The following is a 23119-nucleotide window of genomic DNA, read 5'->3' as shown; positions in this document are numbered from 1 at the left end:
CAACGCCGTTTCTCTGAAGATATCACATACACCATTATGCGGGAATAGGGCTTTTGGGAGCCAATTTAAGGATCAGGAGGCTTGAAATGACTGTCGGATCACAGAAGGATATAGAAGCGCTAAAAGAAATTGGCCGGATCGTTGCCGTTACGCTGCAAGAAATGAAGCGGCATGCGAGGCCCGGCATGACGACGAAGGAGCTGGATGAGCACGGCGGGCGGATCCTGGAAAGTCATGGCGCTTCCTCAGCACCGAAAAAGGTCTACGATTTTCCCGGACATACATGCATCAGCGTGAACCGGGAAGTCGCGCACGGCATTCCGGGCGAGCGGAAGCTGATGCCGGGCGATCTGGTCAACATCGACGTGTGCGCCGAGAAAAACGGCTATGTGGCCGACACCGGCCATTCCTTCCAGCTGCCTCCGTATGACGAATCCATCGTCCGGCTTTGCGATTATACGCATCAGACGATGATGAAGGTCATCTCGTCACTGAAGGCCGGCGTAAAAATCAACGAAATCGGCCGCATCATCCAGTCCGAGGCCCGAAAGGGAGGCTATAAGGTAATTACCGACCTGTGCAGCCACGGCGTCGGCAAGTCGGTTCACGAATGGCCGCAAATCGTGCCGGTGTACAATAAGCGCGACAAGCGTACGCTGCGGGAGGGCCTGGTCATTACGGTCGAGCCGTTCCTGACGACGGGAGCCGAGCATGTTCTGCCGCAAAGGGACGGGTGGACGCTCAGCACGCTGGACGGCAGCTTTGCCGCCCAGCACGAGCATACGATTATCATCACAAAGGATAAACCGATCATTCTGACAGTGGCCTAGCCGCTGTCTTTTTTTATGAACGGATGCGCACTACTCTTGTCTGTTCTGATGAATTTTACGGTATTGACCGGGTGTAATGCCTTCCAGCTTGCGGAAATATCGAATGAAGTTTTGCGGATTATTATAGGTAAGCCGCTCGGCTATGTCTTTAATGGGAAGATCGGTTTCGATAAGCATCTTCTTCGCTTTGTTCAACCGGAACATCGCCAGGTATTCGCTGAAGGATACACCGGTTTCCTTCTTAAAAATATTACTGACATAGAACAAGTTATAGTGCAGCCTTGAAGCGCATTCATCGAGGGTAATATCCTTATCGTATTCGTTCTCGATCATATGGATAATTTGTTCGCTCAAGTTGTGATAGGTCGACTTCTGCCGGTCGCGGTATACTTCAACGATTGGAGCGATCACTTTTTTCCTGAACCAGGTTTCGATTTCCGAGCTTATGTACATTTGCAATAATTGCTCATAAAGCGACTGTTCTTCGCCTGCCAGCTGCTTTCGCGGGATCCCTGTTTCCTGCATGAGGATCATGAGCTCATTTAGAAGACAAATCAACGAGATTTGATATTCATGCGGTTCCCGTTCCTTCTGAAACACTTCAGAAAGCCATTGATGCAGCGCTTCATGAGCCCGATGTTCATCCGCTAATCGGATGGAGTCAATCAGCTCATTTTCGATTTGCTTCGGATAGAAATACACATTGCTGTGATTTCCCGAGTTCATGCTGAAATAAGGGATGATGACGCCTTTTCCCAGCTTCATGCGCTGCTTCAATGCTTCTACGCCTTCCCGGTATGCCCGGGATGCGTTCAGCAAATTGTTGAAGGGCAGGCTGATCCCGATGCTTACGTCCAAATCCAGAAAATTCCGGATGTTGCTTTGCATTCGCTCCGTCAAATTGTAGATGGCATCGTTAAAGGCGTTTAAGTCCGTCTCCGTACTGCCTATTAAGATAACATGGGTTTGTTCAATAATAATCGTGGGCAGCCGTTCCTCTTGCGGAACCATTTCTTCAATGATGTTGTTGATTGCGAATAACAGCAGGTCAAGGTCTGTTTGTACGTAGCGCGTATCCTCCAGCAAATCAATTTGAAGCGTCAGGATACTCATGTGATTCCAGGGTAACAGCCGATCCTGCAGTCCGAATAGCCGCAGCTTGTTCTCGGTCTCGGATATTTTGTTCGTCCCCATATAAAGCTTATGCAGAAAAAGACTCATGGCCTGCTCACGGTGTCTGCCCAATTCTGTCGTTAACGTAGAGATGGATGTAAACATGTCCCGGAAATGATCGTTGATGAGCTGGATCTCATTCTTTTTTTCTTTTTTACCTTCCGGCACACGTTGTACCACATCTTGAAACAGGCTCCGAATCGGCGAATAGACGTTACGGCTGCCTATCCAGACCATGCCAATCGACCCTAAGACGATAAACAAACAAACGTAAAAGGTGAACCACCCGATATCACGGGATTCCTTGGTAAGCTCCGACAATTCGGTAAACGAAATAAAAGTCCACTGGTTAAAGGGAGACTTTACATAGGTAACCGTCTGATTATGATTTTTCGACAAGAATTGGCCGGAGTCACCCTCCAGCTGAGAAAGCTCGGAAGAGTCCAAATATCCCAATTCGTCCAATCGGGCTCCGATTTTGTCATGCTGCGGATGAATAAGGACACGATTCGTTTGATCGAGCACCATGATGTCGCTGGCGGACGGTTCATTAATAATGTCGGCCAAATGGCATGCGGGAATCGTTACAGCGGCGATTCCCCGTTTCTCCGCAGACAAGTAGGGTGTTTTTTTGGCCAGAACGATGGAATATTCGCAATTAAAGCTGGAATGATAGGTGGAGCTGATTTGGTCTGTTTTGACGATGATCCAGGAAGTAACCTCTTCCTTGTTCATGAACTCTACCAACAGATCTTTAAACTTGAACGAATCGAATGTAGACAAGCCTTGATTGTTAATAAGCCAATTGGAAACATAGCTGGCCAATATGACATCGTCCACTTTTGTAATCGGCGACTTCAGCAAAGCTAATTCCTTGGTGAGATTATTCACTCGATCGAATTTTCTGTAATTCAGATCTTGATAAACGGATTCTTGTACAAGCGACGTGTTAATGAGATAGCTCATGGTATAGTCAAGAGACCGCAGCAGCTGTTCCATACTGGCTCTCAATTGATTTAAAGAATCAAGGCGGCTTTCGTTTACATGGCTTTGGATGGATTCGGATGATTTCCGGTACGAAAAAAATCCAAGCACCAATAGGGGGATGATGCTGACGGCACATCCGAATAGAATCATCTTCGTATAAATGCTGTGTCTGTTCATTAGAACCGCCCTTCAAGTTGGGAAAGTGCTTACAATTCAATTGTAACTTCCTAATCTGTATGGCGACAATAATCATTTTCGAGTCAATAATCATCTTATTTGAAAAGGCACGTAATCACGGATAAAAATAAGGAATCATGCATGGCTGTACGGTTCGCCTTCGGGATGATCGTCTACAGGAGTAATAATCATTTTATAGATGCCGGCTGTAAAAGGCCGTTAGCGGCAAGGGATTTCTAAAGCAAATGAATGGATCATTTACGTAATTACGCTCCAATTCTAGAATGGGAACTGTCAAAGCCAATTCAAATTAAAAACGGAGGTCATGAAATGAAACGGAGAAAGCTAGCGACATTAGTGCCGATCGGGGTTGCCGTGGCTCTAATTGCCGGCTGCGCGGGCAGCAAGGAACCGGCGCCAGCCGCAGCATCGGATAATGGAAACAAGGGGGCGAACGAGGAATCGGCCGCGCCGAAAAATCCGACTAAAATATCCATTATTGCAAAGCTCCATGTCGCGGAAGTTCCATCAGACAAATTAGAAAAGCTGATCGAGGAAAAAACGAACACGGAGCTGGATATTCAATGGGTGCCGAATACGATTTACGAGGATAAGATCAATGCGGCATTCGCTACAGGAGCTTTGCCGATGTCGTTCTCCGGCGACATCAACAAATTCCGCGAAGCCATCATAGACGGACAGTTCTGGGAAATCGGGCCTTATCTGGAGGAGTTCGAAAACCTTCGCAATTTGAATCCTTCCGTCCTTCGGAATATGGAAGTAGACGGCAAACTGTACTCCCTGTACTCGGAGCGGCCGTTATCGCGTCAAGGTTTAATCTTCCGTAAGGATTGGGCCGATCAGTTGGGATTATCGGCGCCGAAAAATCTGGACGAGCTTTACGAAATGCTCAAGCAATTCAAGAACAATGACCCGGATCAGAACGGCAAAAACGATACGATCGGACTTACCGATCGCAGCGACATGGTTTACGGCGCGTTTAAAACCGTCGCCTCCTGGCACGGCACTCCGAATTACTGGGGAGAGAAAGACGGCAAGCTGCTGCCTGAATTCATGTTTCCGGAATATATGGAGACGATGAAATTTTTTCACAAGCTGCACCAGGAAGGTTTGATTAACCAGGACTTCCCGGTTACAAGCAAAGAGGATCAGCGCGCATTGTTAGTCAGCGGAGCAGCAGGGGCGTATATCGGCTCTATGCCGGATGCATGGGGGCTGCAGACGGAGCTGACCAAAGTAAATCCTAAAGGGGTATTGGATGTTCACAACCGGATAGAGGGACCTAAGGGACTCGGCGTGTGGCTGGCTGTGCAAGGGGGAGGCGAAGTTCTTCTGTTCCCGAAATCGGCCGTCAAAACCGAGGAGCAGTTAAAGGAAGTGCTGTCGTTCTATAACCAGCTGATGTCTCCGGAGGTTGCCAATTTGGCGCTGTGGGGTGTTGAAGGAGAGCATTACACCGTGGTAGACGGACTGGCGAAGCCTGCCGAGGATACCGCAATGCTGGATCGCGAAGTCAAACCGTATTCGGTCATCGCAATCGGCGGTGAAATGTCAATTCCGGACCGTCTCAGAGCGAAGTGGGAAGATCCGATTAAACAAAAGGCGGAAAATCTGGTGCTGGACAATAATGAATTCCTTATCGATAACCCGGCTGCACCGCTGGAATCCAAAACGTTTGTCGAGATGGGAGAGCGTTTGCAGCAAGCCATCAACGATGCGACGTACAAGTTTATTCTTGGAGATATCGACGAAGCCGGATTCCAGAAGGTCGTGGACAAATGGCTTGCCGATGGAGGACAAAAGATCATCGATGAATATACCGCAGACTATGAGGCCTCTAAGTAGGATGGCTGAATAAGAGCCTGAAGACGGGGCTGCGGGCATTTAGCCCCGTCGTATTCAGGAGAAGGAAGGGAGTGGGTCCGAACAATGAACTATGCTGGTGCTGCGCAAGTCAAAGCTCTACCCCATGTTTCGCGCAAAGAAGGCTTGGCCAGAAGCATTGTAAAAAATGGCGCTTTATATTTTATGATTTTGCCCGGTCTTCTTTATTTTGTGATTTTTAAGTACTTGCCTATGTTTGGTCTGGTCATCGCTTTTCAAGATTACAAGCCCTATCAAGGGATATTTGGAAGCGAGTGGGTCGGTTTTGCCCATTTCGAACGATTATTTTCCGAACCGATGTTTTTAACCATATTAATGAACACGCTGGTTTTGTTTTTTATGAATTTGGTTTTCTTTTTCCCGGTGCCCATCTTGTTAGCTTTAATGCTAAATGAAGTCAGGCAGCAAGCATTTAAGCGCATCATTCAAACGATGGTTTACATCCCGCATTTTATGTCCTGGGTCATTATCGTTTCGATTTCCTTCGTCATGCTGTCGATGGACCGGGGATTGGTGAATGAGTCGCTGGTCGCTGCCGGTTTTGAGAAAGTGAACTTTTTGATGAATCCGGATTGGTTCCGGCCAATGTACATCTTTCAGATTATATGGCGCGAAGCGGGCTGGGGAACGATTATTTATCTCGCAGCTATGGCCTCCATTGACCCTCAGTTATACGAAGCTTCTCGAATCGACGGTGCAGGACGGTTTCGGCAAATTTGGCATATTACCCTTCCATCTATTCGAAGCGTCATCATCATTCTTCTATTGCTCAAAATCGGGGACGTTCTGGAGGTAGGGTTCGAACATATCTTCTTGCTGCTTAATGCCATGAATCGTGAAGTCGGTGAAGTATTTGATACTTACGTGTATTTAGCCGGCTTGCAGCAAGGCCAATTCAGCTATAGCGCTGCGGTAGGATTTTTCAAATCGTTTGTTGGGCTTGCATTGGTTATCGGAGCGAACTGGCTTTCGAAGAAATTCGGCGAAGAAGGAATCTATTAATCAGCGCAAAGGAGGCGGGCAATGGTATGGTTCAAGACAAATCATGGGGAAGCCGGATATTCGACGGAGTCAATCTGGTCTTGCTGGCTATCGTTGGGATCGTTACGGTGCTGCCGTTTATACATGTCTTGGCCGGTTCTTTTACGACCGTTGGGGAGCTTGCTCAGAAGCAGTTAGTCATCTTTCCGACTGAATTTACGCTCGACGCGTACCGGTATATTTTTACTACGAATACGATTATCAAGTCCATAGGTGTTTCTATTTTTGTCACAGTGGCCGGCACCATTTTTAGCATGCTGCTTACGGTACTGATGGCGTACGGCTTGTCGAAAAAAGATTTGCGCGGCCGGGGCTCGATCATGTTTCTGATCGTCTTCACGATGCTGTTCAACGGCGGGTTGATCCCCTCTTTCCTGGTCGTAAAAAGCCTAGGGTTAATCGACAGCTACGGCGCTTTGATTATCCCGTCTGCGATGAGCGCTTTTAACTTAATTATTATGCGCAACTTTTTTCAGAACATGCCGGAAGGGCTTGAGGAATCGGCTAAAATCGACGGGGCCGGCAGCTGGAGTATTCTATTCCGTATCGTCATTCCGCTGTCGATGCCGGCTATCGCGACGATTTCATTGTTTTATGCCGTTAGCTATTGGAATACGTATTTTCAGGCGGTCATGTACATGAACGACGCGGCCAAATGGCCCGTTCAGGTCGTCTTGCGTCAAATTGTCATTCTTGCCAGCGCATTGACAGCCGATACTTCGGGCTGGGCGGGAGAAGATGTCCTTCCGCCGGCGCAAAGCGTGAAAATGGCCGTTATCGTAGTGGCCACCCTGCCTATTCTGCTTGTCTATCCCTTCCTGCAGAAGCACTTTGCTAAAGGCGCATTGCTTGGAAGCTTAAAAGGATAAAAAGCGGCGAATAGAAGATAAACGCATATCACTTTCACCCTGCACCAACGCTCGTTCAGCCATGTATCGGATTATCCGTTAGGCGGACGAGCTTTTTAAAACGCCGATTGAGAACGTTTACATTGCGTGTGGAGGCTTGAAAGGGGTGATGCGGCAAGCGTTAAGAAATAAAGCAGGAAGCCTGGGCGACTTCGTCTGGAAATATAAGAGTATAAATTTCACTTTATACTGGACTTATATTTCATCGCGAAACGAGCTTTTGCCGCCAAAGGACGGCACAGAACCGAGCTGCGCAAAGATGCAGCTAACGGTTCGTGCGTAGCATCAGCCGTTTACGCTTGGTTAGCCAGCATGGTCAGATATAGCTTAAGCATGAAGCAAAAAGGAGGATCTACATTGAAAAAGTCTTTATCAAGCTTGTTAGTTACGGCAATGCTGGTCGGTTTGCTGCCGGGCATGGCGTCAGCCGATCCAACGACGAATGAAGCGGTGACTGAAGAGTCCCTGACGGTCGAAACCGCAAATGAGATAACAGCCGCGCAGATTCCCGCATTTCCCGGAGCGGAAGGCGGCGGCATGTACACGACGGGCGGCAGAGGAGGCGATATTTACGAAGTAACGACGCTTGCAGATTCCGGGCCGGGATCGCTTCGCGAAGGCGTGAGCCGCAGCAATACAACGATCGTCTTCCGCGTCGGCGGCACGATCCATTTGGAATCGCCTCTCCAGATTACCGGCACCAACGTTACGATAGCGGGACAGACGGCTCCCGGCGAAGGGATAACCGTGTCCGATTACTGGACGTCCTTTCACGCGGATAACGTTATCGTACGCTATATGCGCTTCCGGCTGGGCGACCGGCACCCGAGCGAAGACGATGCCTTCGGAGGCCGCTATCATAAAAATATTATTATCGATCACAGCTCGTTCAGCTGGTCCGTGGACGAAGTGCTGAGCATGTACGCAAACCAGAATACGACCGTTCAGTGGTCCATTATTTCGGAAAGCATGCTCATGACGACGCATCAGAAGGGCAGACACGGATATGCGGGCATCTGGGGTGGCGACAACGCAACATTCCATCACAATTTGATCGCGCACAACGTCAGCCGCAATCCAAGGCTTGCCGGATCGCCGGGCTTCCCGTTTGAGATGTTCAACAACATTATCTACAACTGGGGGTTCTTCTCCGCGTACGGCGGCGAGCAAGGCAATTACAACCTTATCAACAACTATTATAAATCCGGCCCGAATACGTACCGTAACATGCGAAACAGCGTATTCCTTGATGTGGCGCCCGATACGCGGTTGTATATCGACGGGAATTACATGGAAGGGTACCCCGATGTGACGGAAGATAACTGGAAAGGCGTGGGTGCGGTTCCCAATCCGGCTTCCAAGCTGGAGGAGCCGGTGGTCATGCCGAATATGTCGAATCCCGAGCCGGCTGCGGCCGCTTATGATCGCGTCCTGGCGGAGGCGGGAGCGATACTGCCGAGACGGGACGCCATTGACGCGCGAATTGTTCATGAGACGGCAACCGGCACCGGACGGCACATTAACTCTCAGAAGGAGGTCGGCGGTTATCTGGAATTCGGGCAAGCGGTATCCGCGCTCACGGATTCCGATCATGACGGCATGCCGGACGATTGGGAGACGGCGAACGGGCTGAATCCGAACGACGCTGCCGACCGCAACAACATTCACGAATCGGGTTACACGTTCGTGGAGGTGTACTTGAACGGCATCGTGGGAGAAGGTTTCGTTAATCCGGAAGTCGAGATCACAGCACCTGCGAATAATACGATTGCAGCGGAGGGAGCAACGGTTGAAATTTCCGCAAACGCTTCAGACAGCGATGGCTCGGTAGCGAAGGTGGAATTCTACGCCGGCGATTCGAAGCTCGGCGAAGACGACACGGCGCCGTATTCGTTCAGCTGGAGCGGCGTGCCGGAAGGTACGCATTTCCTGACGGCGCGTGCCGTCGACGATTCGGGTACGTCCACGCAATCCAGCAACGCCGCGCTTCATGTCAATCGGGAAGGAAGCATCGCGCCGTGGCAATCGGGCGATATCGGAACGCCGGGCATAGCCGGGCATACGCAGCTTGGCTCGTCCGGGACGGACGTTGTCGTCAAGGCGTCCGGAGACATTGGCGGCAGATCAGACAGCTTTCACTTTGCTTACCAGCCGCTGACGGGGAACGGTGAGGTCGTGGCGCGCATTGAGCATGTGACGGCTACGGACGACGGCGCGGAGGCCGGTGTCATGGTCCGCGAAAGCCTGGACCCGGATTCCCGTTTCGTTGGACTTTTCATTCCGTATGTGAAGGGCGGCCAGAAGTATATCGGCTTGACCCGTAATGCGAAAGGGGCCAACATAGAGGTAAAAGAGCCGGAGACGCTCATCCAGACGCCAAACTGGGTCAAAATCGTCCGTTTGGGCGATCAATTCACCTCTCTGATATCAAGTGACGGCGAAAGCTGGACCCTGTTCGATGCCATCTCCGTACCGATGAACGAAACCGTATACTTTGGTCTCGCAGCGGATGCTTCGAAGCCGGATGACGATGTGGACAAATACAATGCATCCGTCTTCTCGAATGCGGCTGCAACGGCACTGGACCCGGATTTTCCGGTAGCACCGTCCGAATTGACGGCGACACCGGGAGACAAATCGGTTGCGTTGTCCTGGAGCGAGGTCGAGGTTGCGGATACGTATAACGTTTATCGAAGCGAGCTGCCGGGAGGACCGTATGAGCAGATCGCGAGCGGTATTGCAGAGGCGGCTTATACGGATACGGGGCTAACGGTCGGAAGAACGTACTACTATACCGTGACTGCCCGGAACGGCAATGGCATAAGCTTCAAATCCGCCGAAGCGAGCGCCGTGCCGGAAGGAGAGACCGAAACGATCTACTTGGTCGACGATGATTTCGAAAACGCGGAGCTGGATGCAACCCCGAGCGGCTACGCGGTAACTCCCGATCCTCAGGATGCCGATCATATGCTGGTCGTGACGGGCATGCCGGAAGCCATGACGGGCAACGACTCGGAGAGAGCGCTGATGCTGTACGACAATGCTCCCGGCAATACGCAATTCGTCAAACGGTTTGTGCCGCAGCTCGGTACGGTCATTATAGAGGCTGACGTAGCTTCTGCGGGATGGCCGGGGACCTCGGCCGTGTTATCTCTTCAGAATGAATCGGGCAGCCGCTCCCCGCTGACGATCGAGCTCCGCAAGCCGGCGCTTCCGGCTGCGGAACCGAATTACACGATGACTTACAAGGTGAACGGCGCGGATTACAAGCTGGTCGATCCGCCGGCGGACAACCGGTGGTACAGCTTGAAGATTGTGGCGAACGTGGCCGCCCACGCGGCGGATATTTACGTCGATCATGTATTAATGGCCGATGACGTGCCGTTCCAGGCGGACGTTCGTACGGATGGCATAGCCCGAATATCGGCCAAGACTCCTGGAACCGGCAAAGGTACGATGTATTATGACAATATGAAAGTGTATGTCGAGCCTATCGAGAGTCCCAAAGGCTTGCTGTCCGTTCCGGGTGACGGCAAGGTCAGATTGGAATGGAATGCAGCGGAAGGCGCCGCCTCTTACAATGTGAAACGAAGCGCAGCCGATGGAGGGCCGTACGAGACGATCGCGACGGGCGTAACCGGTTTGAGTTACATCGACGAGACGGTCGCGAACGGCACGACTTATTACTACGTGGTGACTGCGACGGGAACGACCGGCGAAAGCGGAGCTTCCAATCAGACGTCTGCTTCGCCTTCGGAGGAAGCCGTGAAGCCGCAAGCTCCGGCCGGCCTGACTGTCATCGCGCGCAGCTCGCAAGCGGATCTGGCTTGGGAAGCGGTGCCGTATGCGACGTATTATACGGTGAAGCGCGCAGATAGCTCCGAAGGTCCTTTTGTTGCAATTGCTCCTAAAATAAGCGATTTGACCTATCGTGACGGAGGTCTGGCGAACGGCAAAACTTATTATTACGCCGTATCCGCTACGAGCGTGGCCGGCGAAGGGGAGAATTCGGCGGTTATCGGCGTGACGCCTTACCGTCATCTCTTCACTCCGGTATTGACGGCGCGGCCGGTGCCGGGCGGAGCGGTGCTGGAGTGGGAGTCCGTGCCGGGCGCCGAAGGCTATGACGTCAAACGGGCCGGTCAGCCGGATGGACCGTATACGGTCATTGCCGGGGAAGAAACGGGAAATACGTATACCGATTCGGGGCTGATCAACGGCAAACCTTATTACTATAAAATAACCGCGGTTAGCGGTGATACGCATAGTCTCGATTCGGCGCCGATCGGCGTGCGTCCATTCCTGAACGACGGGACGCCTGCGGCTCCTGCAGGACTTTCCGCGGAACCTGGCGATGGCAGCATCCGCCTTGCTTGGGAGCCTGCGTCAGAAGCAAAACGATATACCGTAAGGAGAAGCACATCTCCGGAGGGGCCGTTCGAAACGGTCGCGGACAACCTTAAGTCCACGCAGATGACCGATTCCGGCTTGACGAACGGCGTGCTCTATTATTATCTGGTCACCGCATCGAACAAAGCGGGCGAAGGAGCATCCTCGGTCGTCATCAGCGAAATGCCGGCTCCGGTTCTTACCGTAGCTTCGGATGGCAGTGCGTCATACTCCAGCGTGCAGGATGCCATTAACGCCGTTCCGCATAACAGCGAGATCCTGACCATCATTAAAATCAAAGACGGCGTATACCGTGAGAAACTGGACGTGCCGTCCGGAAAATCTCCTATCCGCATGATTGGCGAAAGCAGGGAAGGGACGATTCTCGTGTACGGAGATTCCGCCGGCACGATTGGCCCTAATGGCACGCCCCTTGGCACATCGGGCAGCTACAGCTTCCGGGTGCAGGCGAACGATTTCACGGCGGAGCATCTGACGATCCGGAACGATGCAGGAGACGATGCCGGTCAGGCCGTCGCGCTGTACGCGTCTGCGGACCGGTTGACATTCCGCGACGTCAGCCTCCGGGGCTGGCAGGACACGCTTTATGCGAATGGCGGAAGGCAGTATTACGTCGACAGCTATATCGAAGGCGATGTCGACTATATATTCGGCGGCGCAACGGCCGTGTTCGAGAACAGCATCATTCACAGCTTGAACGGAGGTTACGTGACGGCCGCTTCTACGGCGGATACGAACGCAGGTTATATTTTCCTGAACAGCCGCTTGACGGCGGAGCCGGGGCTCACCGGAGCGGTTTCGCTTGGCAGACCATGGCGGCCTTACTCGAATGTCATTTATATCAACAGTTACATGGGCGACCATATTAAGCCGGAAGGCTGGGATAACTGGGGCAATCCGGGCAATGAAGCGACGGCGCGTTACGGAGAGTTCGCGAGCTTCGGCCCCGGCGCGCAGCAGCAGGCAAGACACAAATGGACGAAGCAGCTGACAGTGGAGGAAGCGGCGGCGTTTATGCCGGCTGTTCTGCTGGGGGGCAGCGACGGATGGAATCCGACTGCCGCCGCAACGCTCGCCGACGGCAGCAGCGGGCTGAGCAGCTTGACGATTGATGGCGCAGCGCTGGATGGCTTCGATACCGATAAGCTTGAGTATAAGGTGCTGCGCAGATCATCGGATAACCTGCCTATCGTGAACGGCGTTGCGGAATCGGACACGAGCAAAGTAACGATCAAGCAGGCGAAATCGCTTCCGGGCACGGCAGAGATCCGCGTGACCTCGCAAGACGGTACCGTCCGGACGTACTCTGTGCAGTTCAAGAAAGCTTCGAATGGCGGGGGGCGGCAGTTAGCTTTGTAATTGATTGTAGAATGAACGAAAGAAGCGATCGCGGATTGCTTTGAAGATGAATACGGTTCGATAGGGGCTGTCCTTGGTTATTTTCCATGCCAAGAGTACAGCCCCTTTTTTGCGGATAAAGAGAAATGCCCTCCGCCTGCGTGCGCAAGCTTTTCGTATAGTGAAATCCGCTGAGGGCAATACTGGTAAAAAGACCATCTTAGGGATATGGAAGTCAGGTGATCGCATCATGGTAAGCAGCAGCACTGGCAGCACGTCGACAAAGAGCGCGCAGCAGACGACCGGATCCGTGCAGGCAAGCGGCAAACAGGGGACACAAGCGTCCGCAATGCCGCTGTCTGCCAAGCTGGACGACAACCTCCGTTTTCTTGAGGGTGTTTTTAAGGACAGCTCGGACATTATTTATAAGCATTGGAATTTCGGGCCGCAGCTCCAGGACAAAGCCTGCTCCATTTATTACTCCTCTCTTGTCCAGGAAGATACGATCAATTATATGAAAAAGTCGCTCCAGGATCTGGTGACGCACGAAATCGGACCCGGTATGGCCGTTTCGCCTGAGGATCTCCAGTATTTTTTCGACCATCACGGAGTATCCGAGAAGAAAGCGACGCTGCTCAGCGATCTGAATATGATCGTAGATGAAATATCGAACGGCCGGCTTGTCATTTTGTTCGACGGCTGGGAGAAGGCGTTAAACTATACGGCCCAATCGGTCGAGACAAGACAGGTGAACGAGCCGGTCAACGAGTCTGTCGTGCAGGGGCCGAGGGAAAGCACGGTTGAAAATTTGCAAAAAAATCTCGGTCTGCTGCGGATGCGACTGAAAACGCCGAAATTCAAAATCCAGCTTATGAGCGGAGGCGGGCAAACGAAAACGACCGTTGCCTACGGGTATATCGAGGATACCGTCGACGGCGAGCTGCTGGCCGAATTCCAAAAAAGGATGCAGCAGATCCAGGACGTCGAAATTCTCGAAACCTCATTTATCGAGCAGCTGATCGAGGACTCCAGCTTCTCGCCTTTTCCGCAGCACCGGTACACGGAAAGGCCCGATATGGCTGTGTCCGCCCTGCTGGACGGCAAAATCGTCGTGCTTGTGCAGGGAACCGGCGGCATGCTGCTTTGCCCGGGGATGTTCACCGAATTTTTCCAGTCGAGCGAGGACTATTACCAACGGACGCTTATTTCGACGCTGATCCGATGGCTGAGAATTGTCGCTTTCCTTATCGCCTTGACGCTGCCCAGCATCTATATTGCTTTATCCACCTTCCATCCCGAGCTGATTCCGACCGTCCTTCTACTGGCGGTACTTAACGCGCGCGAGGGCATTCCGCTGCCGGCCTTCTTCGAGGCGCTGCTGATGGAATTTTTCTTCGAGCTTATGCGCGAGGCCGGAGTCCGGCTGCCTAGACCGGTCGGCTCCGCGGTCAGCATCGTAGGTGCGCTCGTCATCGGGGACGCGGCGATCAGCGCGGGAATCGCATCGCCGATCATGGTCATCGTGGTCGCGCTGACGGGGATTGCCTCCTTCTCGATTCCGCAGTACGGGATCGCGATCTCGCTTCGGATCCTGCGCTTCCCGCTGATGGTTAGCGCCGCCGTCATGGGCGGCTTCGGGATGATGATCTGCTTCCTGTTCATCCTGCTGCACATTTGCAAGCTGCGTTCGCTCGGCCAGCCTTATCTGGCGCCGCTTGCGCCGCTAAGGCTGACTGAGATGAGGGACGTCATTCTGCGTATCCCGTTAAAAACGCTGCTTCGCAAGCCGCGCAATCTGCACAAGCAGAAGCCTCAGCCCTGACAAGAAGAGAATAACCGAACAGAAAGAATGGGACAGCATGAGAAAACTTTCGATCATCATCGTTCTGGCAGCGGTCTGCTTCCTTACGGCGGGCTGCTGGAGCAAATACGAGCTGACTGAGCGGGGCTTCGTCATGGGTGTGGCGCTGGATCTCGGCGAAGACGAGAAAATCCATATGCTGACGCAAATCTATCGCCCGGTGTCGTCTGAAATCGGTACGCCGACGATGACCACAGAGTCCAGCGTCAATATTAAGACGGCCGACGATACGATTATGGAGACGATTCGCGATATTCCTATCCATCTGGGAAGGAAGGCGCAATGGAGCCATATGCGGGTCATCATCGTCGGCGAGAAGCTGGCCAAAAACACGGATATCAGTAAAATTCTCGATCTGTTCTACCGGGACCATGAGCCGCGCAGCAGCGTGAAGCTGATGATCTCGAAAGGCCCGGCGTATAAAATGTTCGAAAAAAAGCCGCTTATCGAGCAGACGACGGCGCAGCAATTTCTGAAAACGGAGGAATCCTCCTTCAATAATGCCGCGAAAACACTCGATACTACGCTGCTTACGATGATTCGTCAGCTCAGGAGCCCGCATCCCGACGCCGTCGTCTCGTACGTGTACGAGGATAAAGCTTCAAAGGATATTTTCTCCGCAGCGGGTCTGGCCGTCCTGAAGAGAGGCAAGATGAAGGCGATCATACCGGCCAGCAAGGTGGAGGGTCTGATCATTCTGCGCAATGAATACAGCTCCGGCGTCGTAGAAATCCCATGCCCGGGCATGAAAGGAGAGAAGGAAACGACGGAGGTTCTTAGTATGGATACGAAAACGAAGGTCGATATGAAGGGCGGCGACATTAAAGTCCACGTCAGGCTGAAAGGCGAGGTTGCGATCGGCGAGCTGAAATGCACGAAGATTCTGGACAGAGACAGCGAGAAGGCGTTTCTCGCCAAGGTGGAGGCTGCTATCAAGAAGCAAGTGCATCAGACCGTAACGCTGCTGCAGAAAAGTAAACTGGATGTCATCGGAATCGGAAATCAAATTTACCGGAAAAGCCCAAAAACCTGGGATAAGCTAAAGAAGAATTGGGATGAGCGCTTTGCCGATATTCCATTCGACTATCAGATTGAAGTGAAGCTGATTACCAGCGGAACGATCAGCAGCAAGCCGGCTTCATAGCCGCCGTGAAAGGAGGCCAGTCTGCGTGTGGGAAAGAATTCTCGTGATGGTCATCGCATTCGGAGGGGTGCTGGTCTATGACGGCATAACTCTGAGAAAAAAAGTAACCGCCGGCGAAAAAGCGATTTATGCCATTATGCTCGTCATCGGGTTGTATATGGCGATGGATTATGTGGCCAATCAGGATTGGTTCGACGTCTATGATCTGGTGGAGCCCGTACTGGGGGGCGTGTCCAAGCAGATTGACAATATGCTGAAGGTGGACTGGGAGAGCTGACCAACATGGAATAGGGAGGAGCCTTAAGATGAATAAAACGACGATCAGCCATTTTCAGCTGGGAGTTCTGCTGTTCGTTTTTATGACGGGCTCCTCCATTATCAACATTCCGGGTCCGCTTATCGCCAGAGCGGGCAATGCGGCCTGGCTCTCGCTGATGCTTTCGGGGGCCTGCGGGTTTCTCGTCCTGGCAATGCTGCTTTTCTTGCACAACCGGTTCCCCGGATTAACTTACATCGATTACAGCCGTAAGCTCATCGGCAATACGATGACCGTCATCCTCGGTTTTCTGCCGCTTTCCTTTCTGTTTCACATGCAGTCGGCTATCGTCGTCGATGTCGGCTTGTTCATGGTCAGCTCCATGCTGAGAGAAACGCCTCTATATGCGTTCACCCTGCCGGTTTTTCTTATCGCAGGTTTGACCGCCAGGGCAGGGCTCGAGGTGATTGCCCGAATGTTTACGCTGATCATGCTGTTAACGGCCTTTTCCATTTCGGCCGTTCTTCTGCTTGCGATTCCGGATTTTCATCCGAATATGCTGCTGCCCGTCCTGCCAAAAGGCTTTAAAGCGGTGCTGCACGGGGCTTTCTTGACATTCGGCTTTCCTTATGTCGAGGTTTTTCTGTTCGGCATGCTGATTCCTTTTGGCGTGGCTCAAAACCAGAAGAAGGCTTCGAGGGCGCTTTATATTGCACTCGGACTCAATATCTTTATCTTGTGTATATCGACCGTCAGCGCCATTATGGTGTACGGGTCGTATGCCGGAGAACGGCCTTACGTGCTGTTCGCGTTGGCCCGGCTGGTGGAATTCCAGGAAATTATTCAGCGCATCGAGTCGATTATCGGGATGTCGTTAATTCTCGGCTCTTATATGAAGGTGACGATCACGATCTATGTGATTAGCGTATATTTGAGCAAGATGTTCATGCTCAAGGACAATTCGAAGATCATCATGCCAATCGCCTTGTTTGGATTTCTGATGGGCCTTGTAGCCTTCGACGGCTCCACGCAGTGGGCAGGCTTGGTTGCGACGGTTCATCCGGTCTGGGCGGGATGCGTCTTTTTTCTGCCTCTGGTGCTGCTGACCGTTATTGCCGCTTTCCGGAAGCCTGGCTCTACGGCAAATAAGAATAACGCTCAAAAATAAACGGCATGCTTTGTGCGGACTCGTCCTTCATGAAGCATGCCTTTTGCATTATAATAGGAGAGTTGACGCTTTGGGAAAAATCTGTATTTTTGGCAGGAGGTCACTTCATCTATGATTAGATTCGAACGGCCGATCGCGGGCAATCCACTCCGGACGAGAGACGATTTTGCGCAGGCGCTGAAGCAGCTGATTGATCCGCTTAAGCCCTTTTACAGCACGGGCAGAGCACGGATTATGCTGGGGAACACAAGCGCTTCCTTCACGGATTCCGTTGCGGGCTTCGAAGGTTTCTCGCGCGTGCTTTGGGGGCTGGCGCCCCTTGCGGCGGGCGGGACGGACAGCGAAATGTGGGAGTATGTCGTTCCGGGGATCATTAACGGGACCGACCCTGCCCATGAGGAGTATTGGGGCGACATTCAGGATTACGACCAGCGGATCGTCGAGACGGCGGCTTTCGGCCTCTCGCTTGCGCTGGCCCCGGACAAGCTCTGGGAACCGCTGACGCAGAAGGAGCGGGACAATCTGGTTGTCTGGCTGAGCAAGGTCAATTCGCGTAAGGCTTACGACTGCAACTGGCTGTTTTTTGCGGTGCTCGTTAATTTGGGCCTGAAAGCGGTAGGGGCGCCGTACGACAAGGCGGTGATGGAGGAAAACCAGGAACGCGTGGACGCTTTCTATATGGCGGATGGCTGGTACGCGGACGGCGTTCGCGCTCATTGCGATTACTACGTGCCTTTTGCGATTTATTATTACGGGTTGTTCTATGCAAAGCTGATGGAGAACGATGATCCCGTCAGATCCAGGCTGTACAAAAAGCGGGCGGCACAATTCGCCGAACAGTTCATTTATTGGTTCGCGGAGGACGGCTCGGCGCTGCCTTACGGGAGAAGCCTTGCTTACCGCTTCGCACAGTCGGCGTTTTGGGGAGCGATGGCGTTTGCCGGAGTGGAATGGGAATCGCCCGGCGTGCTAAAGGGGCTGCTGCTGCGCAATTTGCGCTGGTGGTTCAGCCAGCCGATTTTCCGGCCTGACGGCACCTTGACGATCGGATATGCCTATCCGTCCCTCATCATGGCCGAAAACTATAACTCGCCGGGCTCGCCTTATTGGGCGCTCAAATCGTTTTTGCCGCTCGCGCTCGGGGAGAATCACCCGTTCTGGACGGCGGAGGAGCTGCCGCTGCCTGAGCTTGAGCGGATGTCCGTTCAGCGGCAGCCGCATCTGGTCATCTGCAAACAGCCGGAGCACAGCCATCTGGTCGCTTTTAACACCGGGCATTTGTCGACGAACGAGCATACGCATACGTCCGCCAAATACGAGAAATTCGCTTATTCGAACGTCTTCGGCTTTAGTGTGCCGCGGGCCGAATGGGGGCTGGGACAAGGCGCTTTCGACTCGATGCTGGCGCTGAGCGAAGGAGATAATCTGTACCGGGTGAAACGGAAGGTTGAGTCGTCCTCTATCGAAGACGGCAAGCTTCATATGACCTGGAAGCCATGGGCGGACGTCGAGGTGAATACGTGGATTGCTGCCGGCGCTCCGTGGCATATCCGCGTTCACCGCATTCAGACGGCAAGGGCGCTGTCCGCGGCGGAGGGCGGCTTTGCCTTGGGCCTTGAAACTTTGCAAGGGACGGCGGGAGACTGGTCGGCCAGTCAGGAGGGGAAAGGTGCGGCCGCTTCCAACGTGCTCGGAACAAGCGCGATTCGTATGCTTTACGGCTCCGGCAAAGCCGAGCTGATCTACCCGAATACGAATACGAACCTGATGAATGGCCGGACGGTCATTCCGACGGTAAGGGCAAGCATGGAGCCCGGCGTTCATTGGCTTGCGACGGCTGTGTTCGCCGAGCCCGGCGGCACCGGCATCGGTCGCCTGTCTGCGGACGAGCCGGCAGCGCGCGTGGAAGGCGGCAGGCTGATCATTTCTTCCAAGTTCTCCAAGGAGGAATGGATCTCGCTGCCGCTGGACTAAGTGAACCAAATATCCTTAAACCGGACCCACCCGAGCGATTCCAGCGAAATGCCGCGGACGGACGGGTGGTAGGCGGTTTTCAGCTGCTTGCGGTAGAGGAACAGGAGACTGTTCCTCTCTTTGAGCTGCGCTTCTATCTGCTTGAAAATATCGGCACGCCGCTCCGGCTCGGGCTCTTCAAGCAGCCGGCGGATGCCCTGCTCGAGCATGTCGCGGACCGGCTGCGGCGCATGCTGCTGCATGCTTTTGTACAAATCGACCAGCCGCAGCTCGCGGTGTTCGTCGAGCATGACCGCGAACAGCAGCAGATCCGCCCCCATACGGGCTTCCCCCTTGAACGCCTCGGCGGGAATGAGCTCGATGCACAGCGGAATACCGGCTTTGGCGCATACCTGCCGGACGATATCCGCATCCGCCGCATACTGCGGAATCGTGGCCAGCGTCAGCGGTTCGCCCCGGTATCCGGATTTTTTTAAGAATTGTCCGATTTCCGTCCAATCAGCGTCCTCATCCCGCCAGTCCGCAGCCGCAGCGATGTCCTCCTCCGGCCAAAAGCTCGAGGCGCCCCGGGTCACGTCGCCCGACAGCAGCCGCAGCAGCTCTCCGCGGTGAATTGCGCGATCGACGGCTGCCCGGATAGCCGGCTTTGCCAGCAGCCCGTCATTGCTCTCGTTGACGGTAATGAATTTGCATGTCATGCCGGACTGCCGGATCTGCTGCCACCTCCTGGCCGCGGAGTCGGAAAGCCGGGCGTTGTGCATGACCTGGAAGGGCTGCTTAGCCGAGCCTTCCTCCTGTTCGCCGGCGTCTGCGAGCGTCCAAACCTCCACCCGGTCGAGAAAGGCTCTTCCCTGAAAATACGGAGCGAACGCCTCAAGCATCCATACGCCCTGCTCATGTCCGGCCAAGCGGAAGGGGCCGGTGCCGACCGGCCGGACGCCGAAGCGTTCGCCCGCGGCCTCGCAGGCATCCTGCGGAACGATGGAGGCGCGGTTTGTCGTCAGAAACGGGAGAAAAGCTTCGTTCCGCTCGGCCAGCCGGATCCGGATCGTCGTATCGTCGGGCGTTTCCATCGAGGCGATATTCGTGTAGACCCAGCTGTAAAGCCCTTGCGGCGCCAGCGTCTTTAGCCGCTCCAGCGAATATTTGACGTCCGAGGAATCCAGCTCGCGGCCGTGATGGAAGAGAACCCCCTTGCGCAGGTAAAAGGTCCAGTCGGTACGGGATTCGTCGGTTTCCCAGGCATGGGCCAGCTGCGGCAAAATTTGCTCTCCCTTCGGATCGATGCGCACGAGCCCGTCGAACAGCTGGTTGACCAAATGCGATTCCCCCGCATAATGAATCGCTGCCGGATCGAGAGTATGAATCGTCTGCGGCAGAGGAAAACGCAAAATATCGGTCCGCCGTTTGCCTTCCAGATTGGAATGGAGCCCGAATTGGCCGGACAGCCACTCCTGAAGCTGCCCGCGCAGCAGCGCGGGCTCCTCCATTTGCCCCAGCAGCTCCAGCGCCGAGCGCAAATCCTGCTTGCGCACCAGTTCCTGCGCTTCCTGCAGGGCGAGCTCCTCCCCGGCGGCCAGGAAGGTGAGCGTGGAGCGGTTGCCGCGGCCGCGCTTCGGCTCCCAGGCCAGCCAGTGCTCCTGCTGCATCCTCTTCAGCAGCAATACCATATTCCGGTGTGTGCAATCGAGCAAATCCGCAAGCTCCTGAGTTGTCGCTTCAAAGGGCGAATGCTCGGGAATATCGGGAAAAGCCCGCCTGATGGCCAAGTAGTGGCGCCTTATTTTCATACAAAATTCATCCTTCGTAAAAATATGAAATTTTCCGGTTATAACTTACACTTTTTGTTCTTGTTTTCTAGGTTACAATAAAAGGAGGAATTTTACAAAAACAAGTTTCGGTTGGGAGCGAGTCGTATGAGAGATCCGGCGCCATGGCAGAAAAGATATGAAAGAATGGCACTGCTTGCCCTTTTGTTCGGACTGGTCAGCCAATATTTGTTCGTAGGTGCCGTGCCTGGCTTATCGGTTCCCTTGTTTGCGGCCGCTTTTTACGGATTATACTTTTATTCGGTAAAGGGCAGACTGGGAGGCTTCGAGAGATGGCAGGGGCAGTTAAGCTCGGGCTGGCTGCTGTTTCTGCCGATTTTTTTTCTCGCGGCAGCCTTTGCGCTGTTTGACAACAGCCTATTCCGGGTGCTGAACATGCCTGTTCTGTTCGCGCTCGTCGTTGCCCAGACGGTGCTGCTCACCCGCAGCAGCGAGCTTCCCTGGCATCGCGGCGCTTTTTACGGGGAGCTGCTCGCTTTTGCCCTGATCAGGCCGCTTGCCTATATCGCGGTGCCGTTCACGCTGTTCTACGACCGGTGGGCAACGAACCGGCAGGGGCCAGGAGAGAGCGCCCGCGGCAAGCTGGGAAAAGTAACGCTTGGGCTGCTGCTCGCGGCTCCGCTGCTCATTGTCGTCGTTTCCTTATTGGCGTCGGCGGACGGCATATTTGAGTCGTGGCTGAACCGGATACCGGAGCTGTTCGGCAACATTTCGTTTGGCGACGGAATGATCCGGTTTATGGTCGGGGGATTTTTTTCCTGGTACGCCTTCTGCTACATTTGGAGCCTGATGTTCCGTAAGCCGGCAGTTAAGAAAACGGGAGCGGGAGCGGGGCGCGAAGCGGCCGTATCGGCTCGGGTAGAGATGAATGCGGGAGCGGTTAAAGATGGGACGGTAACGGGACAGATGGATAGGGCTCCGGAAGCGGGCAGCGGTACGAGGGCTGCGCTTCGTGCGGATGCGGGCCTAGACGCCGGCGCTGCGGCGGGCTGGACGCCGGGCGCGGCTGCGGCGGCAGGACCGGTCCGGTTCGACCCGATTACGGCGGCCACCTTCCTGATCAGCGTCAATGCGGTGTATCTGCTATTCGTCGCGATACAATTCTCGTATTTGTTCGGCGCGGCGGGCGGGCTGCTGCCGGAAGGGGCGGCCTATGCCGAGTATGCCCGCAGAGGTTTTGCCGAGCTGGTTATGGTGACGCTGATCAACATCGGGCTGCTCATGTGCGGGCTGCATTTGATCCGCCGGGCCGGTGCGCTGGCGGAGCTGGTCCGCAAAGTTTCGCTGACCGTGCTGATGGGCAGTACGATCGTTATGCTAGTCTCCGCGTTCAGCCGTCTATCGTTATATGAAGAAGCCTACGGGTTTACGCAAATGAGGCTGCTCGTGCACGGTTTTATGATCTATCTGGGCTTGCTGCTCGCCGTCGCCGTTGTCCGCATTTGGAAGGAACGATTTTCGATGGCCAAGGTGTATATCGGCATTTCAATTGCGGCTTATGTCGTAATGAACTATGTGAACGTGGACGCGCGGGTAGCGGAGCAAAACATCAGGCGTTACGAAGCGACCGGAAAAATCGACTTTCAATATTTAGGCGGCCTTTCGACGGATGCCGCTCCGGCCCTGCTAAGGCTGCAGGAAAAGCTGCCGCAGATCACGGGCCTCGACGCGGCAGTGTCCCGTCTGCAGGCGAGAGCACAGAGCAGCGACGAGTGGCAGTCGTGGAACCTGTCGAAGCAGCTGGCAAAGTAGCTGCGCTCCCTCGCCGGCAAGGCTCTTGAACGGGAGCTGTCACTCGAATCGCATATACCTGGAGCAGCAGAACGGGGCGGTCAGCAGCGGACACACAAGCCAGCATGCACTTTATGCATCAGAATGGCGGGTAAAGCTGATGGATCTTCCTCAGACTGCACATTGTGCATCAGAATGGCGGGTAAGGCGGGTGATCTACCTCAGACTGCACTTTATGCATCAGAATGGCGGGTAAAGCGGATGGATCTTTCTCAGACTGCACTTTATACATCAGAATGGCGGGTAAAGCGGATGGATCTTTCTCAGACTGCACTTTATGCATCAGAATCACCGGATATCGTCTAAGTTGGCGCTCATGAACCAAAT

General features: G+C 53.8%; 14 protein-coding genes. 11 read left to right on the top strand and 3 right to left on the bottom strand.

Going from position 1 to position 23119, the window contains the following annotated elements:
* The first annotated feature begins 86 nt into the window (after nucleotides 1–86).
* Complete coding sequence (map, locus tag KP806_RS27205; protein ID WP_224726895.1) at nucleotides 87–830, top strand: type I methionyl aminopeptidase; 744 nt, start codon at nucleotides 87–89, stop codon at nucleotides 828–830.
* A 30-nt stretch (nucleotides 831–860) separates the two neighbouring features.
* On the opposite strand, the gene KP806_RS27200 is transcribed toward map, so the two are convergent.
* Complete coding sequence (locus KP806_RS27200) at nucleotides 861–3167, bottom strand: AraC family transcriptional regulator (protein WP_224726894.1); 2307 nt, start codon at nucleotides 3165–3167, stop codon at nucleotides 861–863.
* Between the two features lie 330 nt (nucleotides 3168–3497).
* Here KP806_RS27200 and KP806_RS27195 point away from each other — a divergent pair, with 330 nt between their 5' ends.
* From KP806_RS27195 to KP806_RS27155, 9 genes are all read left to right on the top strand, one after another.
* Nucleotides 3498–5033: an extracellular solute-binding protein gene (locus KP806_RS27195; RefSeq protein WP_224726893.1), complete on the top strand. Its 1536-nt coding sequence runs from the start codon at nucleotides 3498–3500 to the stop codon at nucleotides 5031–5033.
* Nucleotides 5034–5117: 84 nt separating this feature from the next.
* Nucleotides 5118–6074, top strand: coding sequence for an ABC transporter permease (locus KP806_RS27190; RefSeq protein ID WP_224726892.1), 957 nt, complete (start codon nucleotides 5118–5120; stop codon nucleotides 6072–6074).
* A gap of 26 nt (nucleotides 6075–6100) precedes the next feature.
* Nucleotides 6101–6982 carry a carbohydrate ABC transporter permease gene (locus tag KP806_RS27185; RefSeq protein ID WP_224726891.1) on the top strand — a complete coding sequence of 294 codons (882 nt, stop codon included), beginning with the start codon at nucleotides 6101–6103 and terminating at the stop codon, nucleotides 6980–6982.
* A gap of 396 nt (nucleotides 6983–7378) precedes the next feature.
* Nucleotides 7379–12790, top strand: coding sequence for a pectinesterase family protein (locus KP806_RS27180; protein ID WP_224726890.1), 5412 nt, complete (start codon nucleotides 7379–7381; stop codon nucleotides 12788–12790).
* Nucleotides 12791–13019: 229 nt separating this feature from the next.
* On the top strand, nucleotides 13020–14591 hold the full coding sequence (locus KP806_RS27175; protein ID WP_224726889.1) for a spore germination protein: 1572 nt from the start codon (nucleotides 13020–13022) through the stop codon (nucleotides 14589–14591).
* A 37-nt stretch (nucleotides 14592–14628) separates the two neighbouring features.
* On the top strand, nucleotides 14629–15774 hold the full coding sequence (locus tag KP806_RS27170; RefSeq protein WP_224726888.1) for a Ger(x)C family spore germination protein: 1146 nt from the start codon (nucleotides 14629–14631) through the stop codon (nucleotides 15772–15774).
* 25 nt (nucleotides 15775–15799) lie between these two features.
* Entirely contained in the window at nucleotides 15800–16051 is a 252-nt protein-coding gene (locus KP806_RS27165; protein WP_224726887.1) for a hypothetical protein, read from the top strand.
* 28 nt (nucleotides 16052–16079) lie between these two features.
* Nucleotides 16080–17198: a GerAB/ArcD/ProY family transporter gene (locus KP806_RS27160; RefSeq protein ID WP_224726886.1), complete on the top strand. Its 1119-nt coding sequence runs from the start codon at nucleotides 16080–16082 to the stop codon at nucleotides 17196–17198.
* Between the two features lie 111 nt (nucleotides 17199–17309).
* Entirely contained in the window at nucleotides 17310–19172 is a 1863-nt protein-coding gene (locus KP806_RS27155; protein WP_224726885.1) for a DUF2264 domain-containing protein, read from the top strand.
* Here the strand turns inward: KP806_RS27155 and KP806_RS27150 are convergent.
* Nucleotides 19169–20962, bottom strand: a complete 1794-nt coding sequence (locus KP806_RS27150; RefSeq protein ID WP_224726884.1) for an ABC transporter substrate-binding protein — start codon at nucleotides 20960–20962, stop codon at nucleotides 19169–19171. The two genes, KP806_RS27155 and KP806_RS27150, sit on opposite strands and share 4 nt — an antisense overlap.
* 126 nt (nucleotides 20963–21088) lie before the next feature.
* Between KP806_RS27150 and KP806_RS27145 the strand changes: the two genes are divergently transcribed.
* A complete protein-coding gene (locus tag KP806_RS27145; protein WP_224726883.1) occupies nucleotides 21089–22753 on the top strand; it encodes a DUF4153 domain-containing protein in 1665 nt (554 codons plus the stop codon).
* A 169-nt stretch (nucleotides 22754–22922) separates the two neighbouring features.
* Here KP806_RS27145 and KP806_RS27140 read toward each other — a convergent pair.
* The coding region (locus tag KP806_RS27140) for a hypothetical protein (RefSeq protein ID WP_224726882.1) at nucleotides 22923–23119 on the bottom strand (197 nt) is incomplete at its 5' end.

The organism is Paenibacillus vietnamensis, assembly GCF_020169515.1.
Classification (GTDB): domain Bacteria; phylum Bacillota; class Bacilli; order Paenibacillales; family Paenibacillaceae; genus Pristimantibacillus; species Pristimantibacillus vietnamensis.
Note: the sequence above shows the minus strand (reverse complement) of the source record. Positions and strands in the feature narration are given on the sequence as shown.